17 protein-coding genes are annotated in these 20,732 nt (G+C 35.3%); 3 read left to right on the top strand and 14 right to left on the bottom strand.

Features of this window, described 5'->3' with window-relative positions:
* Positions 1 to 15 precede the first annotated feature (15 nt).
* Positions 16 to 1,035 carry a phenylalanine--tRNA ligase subunit alpha gene (gene pheS / locus ABZP37_RS03160; protein ID WP_366185556.1) on the bottom strand — a complete coding sequence of 340 codons (1,020 nt, stop codon included), beginning with the start codon at positions 1,033 to 1,035 and terminating at the stop codon, positions 16 to 18.
* Between the two features lie 125 nt (positions 1,036 to 1,160).
* Positions 1,161 to 1,517 carry a hypothetical protein gene (locus ABZP37_RS03155; protein WP_366185555.1) on the bottom strand — a complete coding sequence of 119 codons (357 nt, stop codon included), beginning with the start codon at positions 1,515 to 1,517 and terminating at the stop codon, positions 1,161 to 1,163.
* 1,298 nt (positions 1,518 to 2,815) lie between these two features.
* Between ABZP37_RS03155 and ABZP37_RS03150 the strand changes: the two genes are divergently transcribed.
* On the top strand, positions 2,816 to 3,346 hold the full coding sequence (locus ABZP37_RS03150) for a CvpA family protein (protein ID WP_366185554.1): 531 nt from the start codon (positions 2,816 to 2,818) through the stop codon (positions 3,344 to 3,346).
* 256 nt (positions 3,347 to 3,602) lie between these two features.
* Here the strand turns inward: ABZP37_RS03150 and ABZP37_RS03145 are convergent, their stop codons facing one another.
* The 11 genes from ABZP37_RS03145 to ABZP37_RS03095 all read right to left on the bottom strand — a co-directional run bounded on the left by ABZP37_RS03145 (position 3,603) and on the right by ABZP37_RS03095 (position 16,478).
* Complete coding sequence (locus ABZP37_RS03145; RefSeq protein ID WP_366185553.1) at positions 3,603 to 4,787, bottom strand: winged helix-turn-helix transcriptional regulator; 1,185 nt, start codon at positions 4,785 to 4,787, stop codon at positions 3,603 to 3,605.
* Positions 4,788 to 4,950: 163 nt separating this feature from the next.
* A complete protein-coding gene (locus ABZP37_RS03140) occupies positions 4,951 to 5,928 on the bottom strand; it encodes a hypothetical protein (RefSeq protein ID WP_366185552.1) in 978 nt (325 codons plus the stop codon).
* 338 nt (positions 5,929 to 6,266) lie between these two features.
* Positions 6,267 to 7,013 carry a tetratricopeptide repeat protein gene (locus ABZP37_RS03135; protein WP_366185550.1) on the bottom strand — a complete coding sequence of 249 codons (747 nt, stop codon included), beginning with the start codon at positions 7,011 to 7,013 and terminating at the stop codon, positions 6,267 to 6,269.
* A gap of 19 nt (positions 7,014 to 7,032) precedes the next feature.
* On the bottom strand, positions 7,033 to 8,802 hold the full coding sequence (locus tag ABZP37_RS03130) for a BatD family protein (RefSeq protein ID WP_366185548.1): 1,770 nt from the start codon (positions 8,800 to 8,802) through the stop codon (positions 7,033 to 7,035).
* Positions 8,803 to 8,983: 181 nt separating this feature from the next.
* Complete coding sequence (locus tag ABZP37_RS03125; protein ID WP_366185547.1) at positions 8,984 to 9,751, bottom strand: tetratricopeptide repeat protein; 768 nt, start codon at positions 9,749 to 9,751, stop codon at positions 8,984 to 8,986.
* 38 nt (positions 9,752 to 9,789) lie between these two features.
* Positions 9,790 to 10,824: a VWA domain-containing protein gene (locus ABZP37_RS03120; RefSeq protein ID WP_366185546.1), complete on the bottom strand. Its 1,035-nt coding sequence runs from the start codon at positions 10,822 to 10,824 to the stop codon at positions 9,790 to 9,792.
* Positions 10,825 to 10,931: 107 nt separating this feature from the next.
* On the bottom strand, positions 10,932 to 11,933 hold the full coding sequence (locus ABZP37_RS03115; RefSeq protein WP_366185545.1) for a VWA domain-containing protein: 1,002 nt from the start codon (positions 11,931 to 11,933) through the stop codon (positions 10,932 to 10,934).
* Positions 11,933 to 13,561 (bottom strand): hypothetical protein, encoded by a 1,629-nt coding sequence (locus tag ABZP37_RS03110; RefSeq protein WP_366185544.1) that lies wholly within the window; start codon positions 13,559 to 13,561, stop codon positions 11,933 to 11,935. The genes ABZP37_RS03115 and ABZP37_RS03110 overlap by 1 nt, the downstream gene beginning before the upstream one ends.
* Positions 13,562 to 13,787: 226 nt before the next feature.
* On the bottom strand, positions 13,788 to 14,156 hold the full coding sequence (locus ABZP37_RS03105) for a four helix bundle protein (RefSeq protein WP_366185543.1): 369 nt from the start codon (positions 14,154 to 14,156) through the stop codon (positions 13,788 to 13,790).
* A gap of 362 nt (positions 14,157 to 14,518) precedes the next feature.
* A complete protein-coding gene (locus ABZP37_RS03100) occupies positions 14,519 to 15,382 on the bottom strand; it encodes a DUF58 domain-containing protein (RefSeq protein ID WP_366185542.1) in 864 nt (287 codons plus the stop codon).
* 91 nt (positions 15,383 to 15,473) lie between these two features.
* Positions 15,474 to 16,478: a MoxR family ATPase gene (locus tag ABZP37_RS03095; protein ID WP_366185541.1), complete on the bottom strand. Its 1,005-nt coding sequence runs from the start codon at positions 16,476 to 16,478 to the stop codon at positions 15,474 to 15,476.
* 214 nt (positions 16,479 to 16,692) lie between these two features.
* On the opposite strand from ABZP37_RS03095, the gene ABZP37_RS03090 reads away from it, so the two are divergent.
* Together ABZP37_RS03090 and ABZP37_RS03085 are read left to right on the top strand one after the other, a co-directional pair.
* A complete protein-coding gene (locus ABZP37_RS03090; protein ID WP_366185540.1) occupies positions 16,693 to 17,472 on the top strand; it encodes an SDR family NAD(P)-dependent oxidoreductase in 780 nt (259 codons plus the stop codon).
* A gap of 181 nt (positions 17,473 to 17,653) precedes the next feature.
* The gene (locus ABZP37_RS03085; RefSeq protein ID WP_366185538.1) at positions 17,654 to 18,793 is read left to right on the top strand and encodes an ATP-binding protein; all 1,140 of its coding nucleotides are present in this window, start codon (positions 17,654 to 17,656) and stop codon (positions 18,791 to 18,793) included.
* Between the two features lie 68 nt (positions 18,794 to 18,861).
* Here the strand turns inward: ABZP37_RS03085 and ABZP37_RS03080 are convergent, their stop codons facing one another.
* A complete protein-coding gene (locus ABZP37_RS03080) occupies positions 18,862 to 20,718 on the bottom strand; it encodes a glycoside hydrolase family 13 protein (protein WP_366187467.1) in 1,857 nt (618 codons plus the stop codon).
* Between the last annotated feature and the right edge of the window lie 14 nt (positions 20,719 to 20,732).

The following is a 20,732-nucleotide window of genomic DNA, read 5'->3' as shown; positions in this document are numbered from 1 at the left end:
AATCTTAAATCTTTTTTAAATATTTGCTTTAAATTGCTCCAAGAAACGGACATCATTTTCATAAAACATACGAATGTCACCAATTTGGTACAACAACATCGCGATACGTTCAACACCCATTCCAAAAGCAAAACCGTTGTATTCATCAGAGTTGATGCCACAGTTTTTAAGGACATTAGGGTCTACCATTCCGCAACCACCAATTTCCAACCAACCAGTTCCTTTGGTGATACGGTAATCGGTTTCGGTTTTTAAACCCCAATAAATATCAATTTCGGCACTAGGCTCTGTAAACGGAAAATAAGACGGACGCAAACGGATTTTTGACTTCCCGAACATCTCTTTAGTGAAATATAATAAGGTTTGCTTTAAGTCGGCAAACGAAACATCTTTGTCAATATACAAACCTTCTACTTGGTGAAAAATACAGTGCGAACGCGCTGATACCGCTTCATTACGGAAAACCCTTCCTGGAGAAATCGTTCTTATCGGCGGTTTATTTTCTTCCATGTAACGCACCTGTACAGATGACGTATGTGTACGCAACAAAATATCAGGATTGGTCTGAATGAAAAAAGTATCCTGCATATCACGTGCCGGATGGTATTCTGGCAAGTTCAAAGCTGTGAAATTATGCCAATCATCCTCAATTTCTGGACCTTCAGATACATTGAATCCAACCGTCGAGAAAATATCAATAATTTGGTTTTTTACAATCGAAATTGGATGACGAGAACCAATGATAGCAGGCTCTGCCGTACGAGTCAAATCTCCGAAAATCCCCTTAGACTCCTCTTTGCTTTCTAAAGATTCTTGGATGCTTTTTACTTTTTCTTCTGCAGTGGTTTTTAGCAAGTTAATTACTTGTCCAAATTCCTTTTTTTGGTCGTTAGGTACGTTTTTAAATTCTGCAAAAAGGTCTTTCAAAAGTCCTTTGCTTCCAATAAATTTGATACGAAACGCTTCTAATTCTGCTGGATTTTGTGTTGAAAAAGCGTTAGCTTCACCAATATATTCTTTTATCTTGTCTATCATTTTCATTCAATAATTGAGTGGGCAAATTTAGGAAAAAGTTATAAGTTATGAGTTATGAGTTATGAGTTATTTGTCATATGTTAAGAGTTATATGTTACCCCAAACCTATAAACTATACTTTTAACTTAAGAAATGACTTCTCGCTCTAAAAAATAATTCACAATCGCTTCCTTCATCAAAACCGATTGTTCCCCTGCTTTCAAAGTAGGTAATTCCTCTTTTACTTTAAAATGAGGCCAACCTTCTTCGTCAAAATATTCAAATTCATAGTATCCGTAAGGCTCCAAAAGGCGACAAATAGCAATATGCATTAAGTTCAATTTTTCATCTTTTTTGAATTCACGGTGCAATTTCCCTAGCTCTTGTACGCCAATTAAATAAATTATGGCATCCAAATCCAAGTCTTCCCCTTGCGAAAATTGGTCCGAAAGTATCGTTACAAGCTGTTCCCAGCGCTCTTTAAGTTGTGTGTCTCTTGACATTTTTGTGTGTTATGAGTAATGCGTCATGAGTTATTAATTCATTAAGGCATAAAATTATTTTGGCAAAGATAAGCACTGCAACCCGACTTTTTCACTGAGTTGCCGTATAATTTTCAGGAGCAGAAAGTAGTCGTTTATCAGGAAATTTGGTCCCGCTATCCGTTCCAATCTTTTGGGGGCCAAAGGCCAGCCCCCAAAAGGATTTCCACTGCTATCGGGGCTAAAAGAGAAGTTTTGGGATTTCAAGAAACATACTAGGAATGGCATTCGTCAGTCTATAACATAATTCGGTACAGTAAACATGATGCTTCATCTGTCAGGCTGAGCTTGTCGAAGCCCTATTTAAACTGTATATGATTGGTACTAACTTCACATGTGAGAACTTTTGTGGTCAACATCACGAGTTCTCGATACTCCCGTCCCGAAGCCTCGGTATCGGGATTCCTCCGCTCCTCTGCATAAAAAACACTCGAACTGATGGAAGAGTAAAACTCATAACTCATAATTTGTAACTTATAACTACCCGTCAGTTCGAGTGCTTTTAGTTTCAAATGCGATAGCTTTTGAGAGTAAAAGTGTATCGAGAACTTTTGTGGTCAACATCACGAGTTCTCGATACATTTTTTCCTCCGCTCCGCTGCAGAAAAAACACTCGAACTGACGTACAGCGAGTAAAACTCATAACTACCCGTCAGTTCGAGTGCTTTTAGTTTCAAATGCGACAGCTTTTGAGAGTAAAAGTGTATCGACAAGCTTTGTGGTCAACATGACGAGTTCTCGATACATTTTTTCCTCCGCTCCGCTGTATAAAAAACACTCGAACTGACGGATGGAGAGTAAAACTCATCACTCATAATTCCCAACTTGTAACTACTCGTCAGTTCGAGTGCATTTAGTTTCAAATGCGATAGCTTTTGAGAGTAAAAGTGTATCGAGAACCTTTGTGGTCAACATCACGAGTTCTCGATACTCCCGTCCCGAAGCCTCGGGATCGGGATTCCTCCGCTCCGCTGCGTAAAAAACACTCGAACTGACGGATGGAGAGTAAAACTCATCACTCATATTTCATAACTTATAAACACCCGTCAGTTCGAGTGCTTTAACTATCAAATGCGATAGCTTTTGATAGTTAAAGTGTATCGAGAACCTTTGTGGAAACCCTCACGAGTTCTCGATACATTTTTTCCTTCGCTCCGCTGCGCAAAAAACACTCGAACTGACGGATAGAGAGCAAAACTCATAACTCATAATTCCTAACTTATAACTTTCTCTTATCTTTGCCGCCATATACTTCAATTATGAGTTTTTTAGACATTGTTTTAGGCGGATTGCTATTGTACGGTTTAATCAAAGGAATCAAAAACGGGTTATTTGCCGAGTTGGCTTCTTTTTTGTCCTTGATTGTGGGGATTTATTTGGCCATTAAGTTTTCGTCTGTAGTGAGTGAAGTGGTTGGTCAAGTAGTTTCCTGGTCAGCCAAAACCGTTGCTATAACTGCCTTTGCTTTGACTTTTATCGCGGTGGTTTTAGGAATTATGCTCCTAGCCAAAGTCTTCACCGGAATGATGAGTTTTGCTTATTTAGGGTGGGTCAACCGTTTGGCAGGTGGTTTTTTTAGCATCCTGAAAATGGTTTTAATCTTAAGTGTGGTTTTCAACCTTTTCCAGAAAATCAATTTCAATAATTGGTTGGTCAAAGAAGAAACTTTCAATCAATCGATGTTTTACAATCCCATCCAAAAAGTATCGCAACTGGTTTTCCCAAAACTAGAAACTTGGTATGAAGATTTTAAGACGAAGACTGTGAAGAGTCAAGAGGCGAAGGTGTAGGTGGGTTTGTAGTCAAGTAGTTCCTGTACAGTAGACAAAGGCTAGCGCGCACATCTTGCTCGTGCCCGCAAACAAATTCAATCTGGTTTTCGGCTATTTTTAAATGGATTATGCTGAGATTTTGATTGTGTTCATGAGCGGGACGCTCGCGCCAGCATGGGGGAGCATGTCTTGAGCGACAGTCGAAGGGTTCAATCGCGGTTTCATTGTTGGCTTTTCAAGCCCAACGAAACCTTTGCTGTTACCTGCCGTTTTTCTACTCAATAATTTCTCCATTATATTGTTTTTTTAAAATTCCGTCTTCTATAAGCTTTTCTATTGCTCTAGAAACAGTTTTGTTTGATAAGCCTAATTCTTTTGCAGTTCTTTTATGTTGATTTTTAGTCCAAGGTTGTTCAGGAAGTCTCGATTTGATTTTATCTAACAAATATGTAGTTAATTCATTTCGTGGCTTTTCAGAATTTTTTTGAGAAAATTTAGTTTCAACTGTTGCTTTGATTTTCCCTCTTTTTATTTCAGCATTTAAGATATTAACATATGCTAGCATTTCGATTTTAGTTCCTGATATGAAAATTGACTCGCTATTGTCATTATTTTTGATTTTTTGCTCAAATAAATTACCAAACCTAGTTATTGAATCTCCTGATAAAAATTCATAATTTGAATCGAAAATATTCATTTTTTTACTACTTAAATCTAAATCAATCTTGCATTTAGCTTCTGATTTTTGTTTTGATTTTTTTATATAAAAATTATTAGTTAATTTAATTTTAATTTGATTGTGAATTTCGTGCGCAAATTCCTTAAAATCTTCAAAACAATGCTCTAAATAATATTTTTCAACTGTGATAGTTGGTTCAGTATAATTATATCTATCTCTGTAGAATTGGTCAGTTTTACCAAGTCTATGAACTAATAAGTGACGTCTTTGATGGTATTCCTCTATAATATCTCTTTTTGGCTTTATCTCGGAAATATCAATTAACAATGTTTTCTTATAATATTTTATTATTTCGCCAAAACCACCACTTGAAAGTCTTCTTAATTCTTTATTAATAATTTTGTTAAAAATGTCTGTTGTTGATTTTGCAGATAGCAACTCAGATTGTTTGATTTCTACCATTATATGCTCTTTTTTGAACGGTTCTTTTGTAATAAAAAAAACTTCTCTTACTTGCTCAGTTAAATATACTTCTAAAGCTGATACACATCTAACAAAAATAATTTCTGCTAAGTTTTTTTGATTATCACTAACAGTTCCTTTGGTTTTAATTTTATAGAAAGTTGGTTTAACAACTTCAAAATTAATTTCTTTAAGCTTTTCTTGATTTTTCCTCCAGTGATAAAGTAAAAAATCAGTTTGTTCATATGCGTATAAACTTGACTTGTAAAAATTTTCAAGTTTTGTTAATTCTTTGTTAAATTGGTCGAAAGTTGTCATTTTCTATGGCTTTTTCTTAAAATGGCAGTTAACGTTTCGCGGCTTTGCGAGGTTGCGAACTTCGTAACCGAAATCTTTCGGCTAAGATAAAATTTCTTGCGAAAGATAAACTTGAATTTACTACATATTTCGCAATCTTGCAAAACCGCTGTTATGCGTTCGGCTATTCATTCTTGTCATAGAATTCAACTTCAAAATACCAATTTCTATTATATTCAAAATTGATATTACCTTTAAATAATTTTAATACTTCTAAGTCTAAACCCACGCTTAAATTAATATTTTCAGTAAATTTTTCAGATGTTTGATTACCGTTTATTCTCCCTTTTAGTGTTGTCGTTATATTTGGGAAGTCGTGTATGAATAAACTATCTTTCAAAGCACGGTCTTTGTCAAAAGTTCCTTTTCCAAAAAGTTTTTCTCTTAAAATCTGTTTTCCATATTTTTGGTCAAAACTTCCTTTTGCTTTTAATGTGTCGGCTTTTCCATTAGTATTAATATTAGTTTTATCTTCAATAATTATTTTTTTGGCACCTAATGCTTCATATGCGCTTAAAGTTTCTTCTAATATTAATGTTTTAATTAACTCGTTTGAATTTTCTAATGGTATTAATAAATTTTCATCTTTCGGATGACTGCAATATAGTCCACAATTAAAACGACCAAATTCTCCACCAAAATGCATTTTTTTTGGGATACTATTTCGTTCTATAATAATTAAAGTTGAACCACCTTTGGATTTCATAATTTTTCTAAAAGCATTTTCTTCCGAAAGGAAATTATCGAATAATCCATAAAATAATTCTTCATCGCCATCTATTTCATAATCATCATTTAGTAACTCATTTTCAATAATAATACCTTTTTGTGAAGAGTTATCATTTCCATATTGTCTTGTTATAAAATTAGTTTTTTTCTTTTTAGTCAATAGATTAAACGCAGAAATTCCGACTGCTAAAATTGGCGCCATAAGAATAATTGGAGCAGCAAAAAAAATCCCTCCTGTAGTTCCTATACTTGCAATTAAATGATTGTATTTATTTTTTGCGGTTTTTATCTCTTCTGCTGTTAATTCTCTTCTACCGTAAACACCATTTTTGTGTTCATCTTTTATTTTGTCTACTATTCCGTAATATGTCATTATTTTGTTAAGTGTAAATTATATTGTTGTTTCTATTTCTCTACGTTTTTTTTTAGCTGACGCATAACTTGTTTATATGTATCATAAAATCATACAATGCCACCCAGTTTAGGGTAGATAAGTATGACAAACGTCATATTTTTCAATCAATCAAATATACCAAAATATACTTACAAGCAATTGCATTAAATCAATTTTAGAAACGATTTATTGTGGTGATTACGAGTCTGCGTGAGGGATTGAAGTGGAAATCCTTTTTTGGGCTTTTTCTAGCCCAAAAAAGATTGTAACGGAAAGCCCGACCCGCATTTTTCTTGCGGGTCACGCCCAAATACTTTTTATTTTACTTCTTTGATGGTGTTGCTTTGTAGCCAACCTTCGGTGCCGTCTGTTAGCTGAATTTTTTTCCAGTTGGAAACGGTTTCTAGGACGTAGACTTTGGTTCCTTCGTGGAGTACGAGGGAGGTGGTGCTTGCTTTTTGTGGTTCGCTATAGACCTCTGCGATGTCGGCAAAAATGATGGCTGGTTTTTCGTTGTCAAAATGGCTTTTTTCGAATAAGGCTGCGGCTACACTGACCAAAACGCAGATTAGGAAAAGGAACATTCCGTAGAAAAATGCTCTTTTGGTAAGCGTTAATTGGGAGAAATAATAGCCCAAAAAGCACACCAAAAAGAAGAAGGCAAAGCTCACGGCCATCCAAGCCCAGGTGTTGAAATGGTAAATGCCTGTGAAATCACGCAGCAATTTGGCAAAACCTACTTTGGGAACGACTTTGATTTCGTCAATGGTTTTCTTTTGGGCAAATTTCAAGTTATTGGCAACGTCTGCATCATCAGGATTTAGTACCAATGCTTTTTCGTAATTGTAAATCGCGGGTGCGACTTGGTTCAATTTGTAATAGCAATTTCCCAAGTTATAATACAGTTCTGCCGATTGTTGGTTGCCTTTTAAAACACTTTCATAAGCGGCAACGGCTTCTTTGTATTTTCCTTTTTGGTACAAGTCATTTCCTTTGTCGAAATTGGTTTGCGCAAAGAATAATTGACTGATGAATAAGAGGAGTAGGGATAAATAATTTTTCATAACTATGTGTTTCACTAAGCTAGCTTATTTGTTTTTCGAGTTTGGAGATAATCATCACGGCTTTGTCAAAATCCTCCTGAATGGTGGCGCTAGATGCTGGTGCGTAACGAGCAAACTCGCAGTTCTCGGTCAGGTTGATAAAGTCGGCTACAGCTGTTGGTTCGGCACCTTTGTTCAATAACAACTCTTGAATATTTTCTTTACTCATTTCGGAGGTTTCGATATGCAATTTTGCTTTCAAGAAATTATGCATGGCTTTTTCTAGCGCCACATAAAATGGTTCTTTGTTGGCCAGTTGTTTTTTGGCTTCAGACAAATATTTCTTAGCCAGTTTGTTGTTGGCTTTGATGCGGTTTCCAAAAACGTCGCCATCGATAGCTTCTTTTTTCTTCTTGGCCAAAATGATGATTGGCAACAAAAGGAACGGTGCAAATAACAAGCCGAAGAACAAATTTGAGCCTAAGAAATTATCTTCATTTAGTGCTGTCAATTCGGTTTTAGTCTTGACATATTTAAACTGAGTTTGAGCAATCACCTTTTGTTTGTTACCAGCAGTTGAATCTGTTCTTGTATCTGTAGGACCTTCGAGAACATCAATCATAATTTCTGGAGAACTAATCGTTTTATAGGTTTTGGAACCCAAATCAAAGTAGCTAAACTGAATTGGTTTGATTGGGTAACTGCCTTTATATTGTGGTACAATGGTGTAACTATCGGATATACTTCCGGTCATTCCAGAAAGTGGCGTTTCTACTTTATCGGTGTGTACGGCATCGTACATTTCGAGTGCGTTGGGAACGACAGGCTTTGGTAAGGTAAACAATTTCATGTTTCCTTTTCCGGTTACGCTAACGAGTAAATCTAAGCTTTCGCCGTTTTTCAAACTGGTCTTAGAAGGGGTAACTTTGAAATCAAATTTCCCTACAGCACCTGTGAAATCAGCTGGTTTTCCTGCTTCGGGCAATGGTTTTACATTGATGGTTTTGCTACCTGCAGAGACGCGTTTGTTGGTCTCGGTTACTTGCATACGACCATAAATGTCACGACGATTGGTAGGCAATTGTACATCGATGTCTAAGGATAGCGGTTCGATGTCTAGTTTACCCGATTTTTGTGGGTATAAAACCGTTTTTCTTAAAACTACAAAGCGGTATTTTTGGCCTTTGAACTGTCCTTCTTCGCCTACTAATTGCTTGATGTCAATATTTTGACTCCAGAAGTTGTTGTATTTGGGTTTGTTGAGTTCCTTCCAATTAGTAATTCCGATGTTGTAGCTGAACCACAATTTGTAAACCACCGTAATCGGCTCGTTGATATACGGATTTGTGTTTGAAATATCAGCAACGAGATAGAGGTTGTTATCTGCTGAAACAGCTGGTTCATTCGGGTCTCCGTATTGTTGCTGTTGGCCTTGTTGGGGTTGTTGAACGGCATCGGTTACATTGATTTTAACATTGGATGTTTTATATACTTTTCCGTCATATTCTATAGTTGCTCCCTTGATTACGATATTTCCTTTATGGTTGGGGACTAAATAATAAGAGTACATTTTTTCGAAAGAGCTTCTACCGTTTACCCATGATTGACTTACTTGTTGGCTTGGTCCAGCAATTATCCTAAAACCATCAAAAGTAGGCTCAGTGAAGTTGTCGCCATCAAAATTCATGTAAAAATCGATGCGCAGTCTCTCATTTATTCCAAGCGTGTTTTTGCTTACCCTGGCCTCAAACTGAATTTGTGCCATGACTGCTTGCGAAATTAAAAATACTACTAATACTAATCGTTTCATTTTACTATTTAATCGTTTGTGCTTTTTTATTTTATAAATTGAATTAAGTCATTGCGTGCGTTAATCCATACTTAAGTTATTCTGCTACAGTAATTGAATATGATAAATCCCATTATTCGAATACAAACCATAACGTCTCAGAACTTAAGAACTCTTAATTTATAACTCATAACTACATTTATTACCAATCTTTATCTGTGTCTACCGGTTTCCCTTTTACTTTATTGGCGTTTACTTTTCCTTGAATTTTCTTTTCTTCATTGTTTACAGCATCTAGCATGTTTTCTAGTCGCTGTTTGGATATTCCACTAGGATTTGGTTTTGGCTGACCTTCATCTTTCGGCTTGTCGCCTTTGTTGGGGTCTTTTTTATCTTTATCACCATCTTTTTTGTCCTTGTCTTTGTCGCCTTTATCGTCCTTTTTATCTTTGTCCTTGTCCTTATTTTTGTCTTTATCTTTATCCTTGTCTTTATCCTTATCCTTATTTTTGTCTTTATTGTCGTTTTTAGGAGGATTGTCTTTTAGCATTTTCTTAGCCAAAGCATAATTGTAACGGGTTTCATCATCAGATGGATTGTTGCGTAAGGCGTTTTTGTAGGCTTCTACTGCTTGCGTATAATCTTTCTCTTTCATGAAAACATTTCCTAGATTGTGAAATGCTTTGTGTTTCTGACTTCTAGTTTTTGCTTTTTCTATGGCCGTTGCGAAAGCATATTTGGCTTCGGAAGCTTGATTTTGTCTGTAAATGGAGTTTCCAAGATTGTAGTTGGCAGCTGCTTTGTTATTGAATTTTGCACCCGAAATTCTATAATTGGCCTCGGCATCTACAAATTTACTGGCAGCATATTCTTCATTTGCTTTGGGTAAGGCATCGTCTTTTTGTTGGGCATAGCTTCCTAGTCCACAAAGTAGCGTTATTGATAAGTATATTTTGAATATTGTTTTCATTTTATTTGGATACAATTTTGCAATTTCTTCGAACGGCATTATTCTTTTTCATTAAATAAATTCAACTTTTTCACCCAACTTGTTTTTCTGTCCAACAAGAAGATATCAGCGAATAACAATACAAAAGCAAAACCTAAAAACCACTGAAATTGTGATTGAAAGTCGGCCATTTGCGTGGCTTCAAATTCGGTTTTCTGAATGTTATCTAAAGTGTTTTTGATGTATTCCATCACTTCCTTAGTGTTGTTTCCATTAATGTAACCGCCTTTGGTTGTTTTGGCGATAGTTTCTAAACTTTTTTGGTTTAATTTAGTAACAACAACCTCTCCGTTTTTGTCTCTTTGGTAACTTTCTACTACACCATTTCTTTTAAGGGGAATAGTAGCTCCTTTTTCGGTACCAACTCCAATAGTGATGATGCGCATTCCTTGTTTGTTTGCTTCTTCGGCTGCTGCCAAAGCACCATCTGAATGGTCTTCACCATCTGAAATCAAAATCAACAATTTGCTCGTTTTGCTTTTATCATCAAAATAAGTAGCCGATAATTTTATCGCCTCATCCAAGGATGTTCCTTTGGACGAAACCATATCTGGGCTCATACTTTGCAAAAACATTTTGGCTACACTGTAATCGGTAGTAATTGGTAAAACTGGAAAAGCACTTCCGGCGTAAGCTACGATTCCGATGCGGTCGTTACCTAATTGACTGATAATTTGAGATACTAATTGCTTGCTTTTTTCCAATCTGCTTGGTGCAATGTCTTCGGCCAACATACTCTTGGAAACGTCCATCGCAAAAACGATGTCTATTCCTTCTCGTTTTACGGTTTCCATTTTGGTTCCGATTTTTGGATTTACCAATCCTAAAATCAATCCCAAAAAAGCCAATGCTATTACAATCAATTTCAAAACAGGTTTGAAAACCGAGCGTTCTGGACTCAATTGATTAATAGCTTCGATAGAGCCAAATTCCTTTTGCTTTTTTCTTTTCCAATACATATTGAACAAGAAAAGTGCTACCAAAAGTGGTAACAGGAAAAGTAAGTATAAATAATTGCGTTCGTCTAATTCCATAATTCTGTATTGTGCTGTTTAACCGCAAAGTTCGCCAGGTTATTTTCTCGAAGTTCGCCAAGCTTTGCGTGCTTTGCTACTTTCTTGCGATCTTGGCGGTTAAAGCTTTATATAAAGCTTTTATAAACCGTGTTTCTCATTCCTACTTCTATCAACAATAACAATCCAGCGAATAATACAAAACCTCTGAATTTTTCGTCGTAATCATAAAACTTAAGTTCTTCGATTTCGGTAGTTTCTAGCTTGTTGATTTCGTTATAAATCTCGGCTAGTTTACTGTTGCTGGTTGCTCTAAAATATTTACCGTCTGTTTTCTTAGCGATAGATTGCATTAAGCGTTCATCTAATTCCACCTTCATCATTTGGAACAATATCTCTCCGTTTGGTGCTTGTGCATACGGAAATTCGGCCATTCCGTTAGTTCCAATTCCGATGGTATACACTTTAATTCCGTATTGTTTAGCGATATCTGCTGCTGTTTCTGGTTCAATGAAACCGGCATTATTTACCCCATCTGTCAATAAAATAATGACTTTACTTTTGGCTTTGCTGTCTTTCAAACGGTTTACAGCTGTTGCCAATCCCATTCCGATTCCAGTTCCGTCTTGTAAAACTTGATCGTATTTGATGCTTTTAATCGCTTCAAGAACTACTGCTTTATCACTTGTTACGGGAGTTTTAGTATAAGCTTCAGAAGCATAAACCACTAAGCCAATTCGGTCATTAGGTCTTTCTGATGCGAAATTTGCCGCTACTTCTTTCAAGCCTTCCATTCGGTTGGGCTTTAAATCTTTGGCCAACATACTTCCAGAAACATCGACTGCCATGACAATATCAATTCCTTTGGTAGTTTTTGTTTTGTTGCTAATGTCCACTGTTCTTGGCCGAGCCAAGGCAATGATTAAGGAACATAAGGCGATGATTCGCAAAACACCCAAATACGGTTTGAATTTTACTAAAAATGAAGTCGAACCTTTGAATCCTTTGGTGGAACTAATTTTTAAGGTTGCGTTTTGATGTTTTCTTTTCCAAAATAACCAAGCAATAGCAAATGGAATTAGAAGAAACAACCAAAAAAATTGGGGGTTTAAAAATGTTATCTTTTCCATTATTTTTCAATTTGTTTTAATTCGACAGAGCTTAATACTCGATCCACAATGTCATTGGCATAATGGTCGCCTTCTTCATGCAAAATCATGATTTGTTGCAAACCTCCATCTTGACCAAATAATACTATTTCGTAGAACATTTTTTGACTGCTTTTTGTAATTTCGTTCAATTTCACAAAAGTACCGTATGCTTTTACCCCTTTCACACCTTCGGGAGTTTCAAAATCTTCTTGTTTGACAATCATATTTTGTGCGCCTTGTGATTCAATATATTGAACAGTAACTTCTACAGATTTACTTAAATCTGTTTTGGTTTCTTGTTTGTATTTCATAGTAGAAACCATGATATAAAAGTTATCAAGAAAACTTCCATATCCAAAAGATTGCATTTCCTTTACCAATGCCAAACCGTCTTTTGGTAATGATTTTTTCAAATCGATACGTTTCAAAACCTCTGGTGTTTCAATAATTACCGATGGATTTCCGTATTCACTTTTAATCCATTCTCCTTCTAGTAATTCTTTGGTTTCATGCCCAAGAATAGTGTCTTTTACATTCTCAAATCCTCTGGTTGCAATGAAGAAAGCCAGAACCGCAAAAATCACAAATACCACAGAAGCAATCGCAATTTGAATGCGTTTTTTACGTTTTTTTGCCAATTGCAATTGTACTTGTTTTTGACGTTGCATTTCGTTTAACAACATTTCTTCTTCGTCTACAACTTCAACGGGAATGGCGCTGTCTAGTACAACAATCGCCTTTTGAATTTTGTTACGGTCTTCTGTAATTTCGAATTCCATTGGTTTGGATTTCGCAAATTTTACCAAATCGGCTTGTTTCAAAACACGTTCTAAATTGTCTATAGTTTCTTGAGAAAGTTTCATTTTCTTTTTCAAAGAAGCCGCTTTCAATCCAGCAATCAATTCAGAAGTCGTGCTTTCCATCGCTGGAATATCAATCGCTTCTTCGATATAATTACGAGCAATATCTGTTAGTTCACTATAATATTCTTTGATTTCTCCTTTTTGCCAAAGTTCTTTTTGTTCCAAAGAGTTCATTAAAATCGTAGCTCTTTCGATAGGCGTTTTATAAACTTCTTCTTCAATTTTTTTCTTTTGGTATTTTTTAGTGTACCAATAAACAGCGGCACCAATGGCAGCTAATAGAATGATTCCCAAAAGCCATTTCCACCAATTGCCCATCGGACTGTCAACAGCTACCACATCCTTGATGTCGTACATTTTTTGTTTTAATGTATCCACTTGTACAGTGGCAACTTCAACAGCAATAGAATCGGTCAAGAAAGCTTTGTTGTTAATCATCACTTTGATACTCGGAATCACATAGCGTCCTGAATCAAATTGTGTCAAACCGTATCTTTTGATTAACTCGTAACGGTCGTTGTTTTTTACCGTGTCAATCGGGTAGGAGCGAATAACTTCTAGTGCACCAAAGTTCTTTGGATTTGGGAATTTTACTTTCGATAAAGTATCAACAGAAGTTTTTAGAGTCAATTTAAACTCTGCTCCAATCTTATTTTTTGTGGTATCTATACTTGTTTCAACACGTTTTTGTTGTCCAAAAACGAAGGCTGAAAAAAGGAGGAATATGTAAAGTATATGTTTCATTGGTATTTTTGAAATTATTAACGATTTTCGATTAACGATTTTTGATTTCAGATTGGTTAAGCGAGAATGTTAGTCTTTTCTATCATTATTTTTAAAATTGATTAACGATTTTTGATTTCAGATTTGTTAAACAAGTACGTTATTGTTTTCTAATAATATTTTTTGGAATTATTTTTTATTAAAGTTGATTGAATTTTATCTATTTTAAATTAGTTACAAGAGAACGTTATTCTTTTCTATCATTATTATTTTTTGATGTTTTAATACTTGCTACAAAAATTGATATTAATTCATTAGCTTCATTTTTTGCAATAGTCAAAGTGTTTATATCAGTTGTTAGTTTTGCTTTTTCAATAATCTTTATACAAACAAAAGTCTCTCTTAACTCTTTTAAACAAATTCCCATTTTATGAATAAAATCTTTATGACTTTCTGCACTTTGAGCTTCTCCATAATTTAGAGCAGGAGACGTTCCTGACCGAATAATTTGTCCAGTCAAATGATTTCCAGCGTAATTTTTCTTGAAATTATCTGATATGTTTATAATCAAAGCTGCAAAGTCAATTAACCTGTCTTCTAATATATGTTTGTTCATTTTATTCGATTTAATCAACTTCAAAAATCGTTAATGTTTTTTAACGGTTCCAATAAATCAAAAATCACTATTCGTTAATCAACAATCGTTAATCTCTTATAGGTTCCAACAAATCAAAAATCACTATTCGTTAATCAACAATCGTTAATCTCTTATAGGTTCCAATAAATCAAAAATCACTATTCGTTAATCAACAATCGTTAATCTCTTATAGGTTCCAACAAATCAAAAATCACTATTCGTTAATCAACAATCGTTAATCTTTTATAGGTTCCAACAAATCAAAAATCACTATTCGTTAATCGAAAATCGTTAATCTTTTCAATCGTTCCAACAAATCAAAAATCACTATTCGTTAATCATCATCTCGACTTAAAATACCCCAGCAATTTCGTTACATAACTTTCATCAACTCTAGTGTTTACAACACCAGAGCCTGATTTTCTAAAAGTTTCTTTGAAATAATTCAATTGCTCTTGATAGTATTTTTCATAATTCATTCGAACCATTTTTGAACTAGTGTCTACAATCATGTTTTCGCCAGTTTCGGCATCGGTCATTTCTACCATTCCAAGGTTTGGCATCTTTTCTTCTCGAATGTCATATACACGAATTCCTGTGATATCGTGCTTTTTGGCTGCGATTTTCAACGTATGCTCGTAATCCGAAACCATAAAATCGGACATCAAGAAAACAATCGCTTTCTTTTTCTGAGTACTTGACAAGAATTTTAAAGCTTGCGCCAAATCGGTTTTCTGACTTTTAGGTTGAAATTCGATTAATTCTCGAATGATACGCAAAACATGCGAACGTCCTTTTTTGGGTGGGATATACAATTCGATTTGGTCCGAGAACAATATCAGTCCAATTTTGTCGTTGTTTTGAGTAGCTGAAAAAGCCATTGTAGCTGAAATTTCAGTAATAATGTCTTTTTTGAATGCGGCATTAGAACCAAAACTTTCAGAACCAGAAATATCCACCATTAACATCATGGTCAATTCTCGTTCTTCTTCAAAAACCTTTACGTGCGCTTCGTTATAACGAGCCGTTACGTTCCAGTCAATAGCACGAATATCGTCACCATATTGGTATTGGCGTACTTCGCTAAAAGTCATCCCACGTCCTTTAAACGACGTATGATATTCACCCGAGAAGATATGATCGCTCAATCTTCGGGTTTTGATTTCTATTTTTCGTACTTTCTTTAAAAGGTCTTTTGTATCCATTTTTTTGTTCTTAGTCCTTAGTCTTTAGTCCAAAGTCCTTAGATTTAACATGACGCAATTCTAAGGAATATTTACTAGGTACTAAGGACTTTTAAGGTACCTCTACTTCGTTTATGATTTTGTTGATGATGTCTACAGAAGTGATGTTTTCTGCTTCTGCTTCGTAAGTAAGTCCAATTCTGTGACGCAATACATCATGTACTATGGCACGAACATCTTCTGGAATTACATAACCACGACGTTTGATAAAAGCATAACATTTAGCCGCATTGGCTAAGTTGATACTTCCACGTGGTGAAGAACCAAAACTAATCAATGGTTTCAATTCTGCCAATTTGTATTTTTCTGGGTAACGAGTGGCGAAAACAATATCAAGAATGTATTTCTCGATTTTTTCGTCCATATATACTTCACGAACGGCTTCTTGAGCACGTAAAATTTGCTCTACAGATACCACTTGATTTACTTTCTCGTAAGAACCTTTTAAGTTTTGACGAATAACCAAGCGCTCTTCATCCATTTTAGGGTAATCAATCACTGTTTTCAACATAAAACGATCGACTTGTGCTTCTGGTAATTGGTACGTTCCTTCTTGTTCCACAGGGTTTTGAGTTGCCAAAACCAAGAATGGTCTTTCTAGTTTGAAAGTAGTATCACCAATAGTAACTTGTTTCTCTTGCATCGCCTCTAGCAAAGCTGATTGTACTTTGGCAGGCGCACGGTTAATCTCATCGGCAAGGACGAAATTGGCAAAAATAGGTCCTTTTTTGATAGAGAACTCATTTGCTTTAATGTTATAAATCATAGTTCCTACCACATCGGCAGGTAATAAATCGGGAGTAAACTGGATTCTACTAAAAGAACCGTGTATCGCTTGTGAAAGCGTATTGATTGCTAATGTTTTTGCCAAACCAGGAACACCTTCCAAAAGAATATGACCTTGTCCCAAAAGCCCAATAAGCAAACGTTCTACCATGTGCTTTTGGCCTACAATCACTTTATTCATCTCCATTGTAAGAAGGTCTATAAAAGCACTTTCTCTTTCTATCTTTTCATTGATCGCTCTAATGTCTAAAGTCGCAGTATTTTCTTCCATTATCTTTTTATTTAAAACCTTGTGATTAACGCTTTTGTTTTGGTAGTGCAAATTGAATTTTTTTTTAGAGGAAAGATGTTAATAAATGGTTAAAACTTCTAGTAAACCCCTAATTTTAAGGTCGAATTGTGATACAATTTTTAATTTTTTAAGAACTTTAAATAAAATTCAAAAAATTCAAAAAATCTTAGTTTTTCAAGTAAAAAAATAACAAATGAATAAAACAGTTTTAATTACAGGAGCAACTAGTGGAATAGGAAGGGCAACAGCCACATTATTAGCGCAAAAGCATTATAAAATTATTATCTGTGGTAGGCGAATAGAGGCTTTGAAGGAACTGCATCGAGAGCTATCAACATTGACGTCGGTTCATCTTCTTTGTTTTGATGTCAGTGATAAAACTGCTGTTTTTGAAAAAGTTCAATCCTTGCCTGAAGCATTTTCTACAATAGATGTATTGATTAATAATGCTGGAAATGCACACGGATTAGACCCTATTCAAAATGGAAATATTGATGATTGGGATCAAATGATTGACATTAATCTAAAAGGACTTTTGTATGTTTCCAAAGCAATAATTCCACAAATGGTTGAAAGGAAATCAGGTCATATCATACATATAGGTTCCACAGCTGGAAAAGAAGTATATCCCAACGGAAACGTTTATTGTGCCACCAAACATGCTGTTGACGCACTTAATCAAGCGATGCGAATCGACTTGAATCCGTATAATATAAAAGTCGGTGCGATACACCCCGGAATGGTCGAAACGGAGTTTAGTACTGTTCGTTTCAAAGGAGATATAGAAAAAGCATCTAATGTTTATAAAGGTTTTGATGCACTGCAAGCAGAAGATATTGCGGATATCATTCAATTTGTAATTTCAAGACCGTATCATGTTAATATCGCCGATTTGGTGGTCATGAGTACGGCTCAAGCTAGTTCTACGATTGTGAATAGAAATGATGATTGCAGATTATCGATTATCGATTAACGATTTTTGATTTGTTGGAACGGTAAAAAAAGATTAACGATTGTTGATTAACGAGTTATGATTGTTGATTTTCTGGAATGATTTAAAAGATATAACATTAGAATAACTTAGAAACTCAGCATCTTAGAAACTTAGAAAATATTATTTACGTAAATTTAGCCTCAATAATTCTGTTTATCATATGATTAACAAAAGGCTCCTGATAAAAAATCTACTGGCTCACAATGATGAGAGCAGTTTTTATGACAAAAAGCGTCAATTGAATTTGCATACACGCGAAGGCAAGGCAAAGTTTCTAAAGCATATTTGCGCACTCTCCAATTCCAATCCGGCCAATAATTCTTATATAGTAGTTGGGGTCGAAGATCAAGATAATGAAATTGTAGGAGATGATTTCTTTGATGATAGTCGCATTCAGAATTTGGTTAATGCTTATCTCGAAAATCCACCTAAAATTCAGTACGAGAATATACCTTTTCCAAATTTACCCAAAGACAAAGTAGTGGGTTTGGTAACTATCAAGCCTAAGAAAAATGTTTCTTTTTTCAAAAAAGGAATTCATACCATTCCCGTCAATAGCGTTTTTGTTAGAGTAGGGAGTAATACGATGCCAACCGAAGAAAAGGTCGAAAAGAACTTTCAGAACACCGAAACTGTAATCGGAATCGAAAATCATTCGCGAAATAATATTCAGCACACTCTAGATGGCGTTTTTGATTTTATGAATTTCCGCCACAAAGACATGGCGCCAAAGTACAAGGTTTTCAAAGAATTATTTGTGATTTGTTGGGCTGGAATTCCAAAAGTAGTTCGCAACGTTCCGTATTTGTCTCGAGTAGATATTGAGTTAATCAACGAGCAAATTAAGTTGTTTTATTCCGCGCAAGATGTGGTTACGATTACCTACGACGAACATTCGTTTACCATTATTGAGTATGTACCTTTGGGGCTGAACGATCAAACGAGTTATTATCCATTAGAACAACAAAAAATCTATTTTTACGAAAACGGATATTACAAAATTGAAAGTGAAATGTTGTTTCAACCTCCCGAATTCAACAAAAAAATGCTTTTTCATATTTACAATTCCAACATTTCATTACTGAATAAATTAGAAAAGAGAGTAGTACTGACTCCTAGAGAACAAAAGGATTTAGAAAACCTACCTTCTACTTTTATGATTTGCTATCTCAATGGTTTTGACGATGCTAAAGAGAGGTTGGTAGACGCCAAAACGCTACTCAAACCTTTCCCGAAAATTTATTTATCCTTTAAGGAAGCGTTGCGAGTATTGCGAAAAATGAAATATGATGTGGGCTAAAACAAAATTATTTTAGCCACAGATTCTTGATTAAAGCTGTGGCCAAATAATTTCTAGTTCAAGCAGATTTATTTTTCTAATTCTAAAATCAAAACAGATTGTGGAGCAATGGAAATTTCGTTTTCTAATGAAATGGATTTGCCAGCTAGTACCTCTTTTCCAATTTTGAAATCTTTAATATTTTCGGCAAAACGGTTGGTTTTGATGTTTTGAGTAATCAGTCCGTTATTCATGATAACCATCACGGTTTTTTTATCAGTATATCTGAAGTAAACATAAATATTGTCCATCGGAATGTAATGCGTCATTTTTCCAAAATGTACCGCTTCATTGCTTTTGCGCCACTGAAACAATTTCGAACTAAAATCAAAATATTGTTGCTGCTCTGCAGTTCTTCCTTCATTGGTAAAAGCATTGTTGGTATCGCCTTTCCATCCACCTGGAAAATCTAATCGAATCGCTCCGTCACCCTTGTTTTTATCGCCCGCCATTCCAATTTCGGATCCGTAATAAATTTGTGGAATTCCACGAACCGTTGCCAGAAGGCTCATCGCCATAGCGTATTTTTTAAAGTCTTTTTTATAGATTTCGTTAAAGCGTTGGGTGTCGTGATTTTCGACAAAAGTTAGAATATTGTTTGGATTTGGATATAGAAAGTCATTGGCAAAGTTTTCATAGAATTTAATCAAACCGTTGCTCCATGAAGCTTCGTTTTCATCAAAAACTTTTGCCGTTGCATCCATAAGGGTAAAATCCATGACAGTTGGTAAATGGGAATTGTAGTTTTGAATAGCCGCAATTTTACTATCCTTTTGCCAATAAGCCATTTGCGCTTGGTCTTGCATCCAAACTTCACCTACAATATTAAAATTGGGATATTCATTGGTGATGGCTTTAGTCCATTTGGCGATTCCTACTTTGTCATTATACGAATACGTATCTACACGAAAACCATCCAAATCGGCAGATTCTATCCACCAAATTGCATTTTGAATCAAATAATTCAATACCAAAGGATGGGACTGATTTAAGTCGGGCATGGATTTTACAAACCAGCCATCGGCACATAATTTGGCATCAATCTTAGAGGCATTGGGATCGAACTGAGTCGTCATTCGGTAATTCGTTTGTGCATAACCTGGAAATTGATGTATCCAATCATAAGTTGGCAAATCTTTAATCATCCAATGTTCGGCTCCCCAATGGTTGGTCACATAATCCATGACTAGCTTCATGTCTTTTTTATGTAACTCATTCGATAACCTATAGTAATCTTCATTGGATCCGTAACGTGGGTCGATTTGGTACACATCCGATTGTCCGTAGCCGTGATACGAACCTTGTGCATCATTATCTTCGCACAAGGGTGTGGACCAAACCGTCGTGGCTCCCAGTTCTTGGATATAATTTAGATTTTGGATAATTCCTTCAATATCGCCGCCGTGTCTTCCGCTAGAAAGACTTCTGTTGGCTTTTTCGAATACTTTATTATCATTGTCATTTTTTGGGTTTCCGTTTGCAAAACGATCCGGCATTAACAAATACATCAAGTCTGAAGCATCAAAACTTTTGCGTAAAGCAGAATTTTCTCTTCGCTCCTTCAGCACATATTTTTGTGTAATAGACTGTTTTTTCTTTTTCGAAAAAGAAAATTGAACTTCTTGAGCCTTGACATTTTTGGTGTCGATTGTTACAAAAAGGTAATTTTGATTCTTTGTTTTTTTGACTTCAATGATGCGAATGTCATTGGAAACACTAACTTCCTTTTCGGCTATATTTTTGCCATAAAATAAAATCTGAAGTTCCGAATTTTTCATGCCCGCATACCAATAAGGAGGTTCTACTCTTTGGATTTGGGCATGAGAATTCCAGGATAGTATTGCTACTAAAGTTATGAAAATACTTTTTTTAATATACTGTTGTATGGATTTCAAATTGT

The organism is Flavobacterium ovatum, assembly GCF_040703125.1.
Lineage (GTDB): Bacteria > Bacteroidota > Bacteroidia > Flavobacteriales > Flavobacteriaceae > Flavobacterium > Flavobacterium ovatum.
Note: the sequence above shows the minus strand (reverse complement) of the source record. Positions and strands in the feature narration are given on the sequence as shown.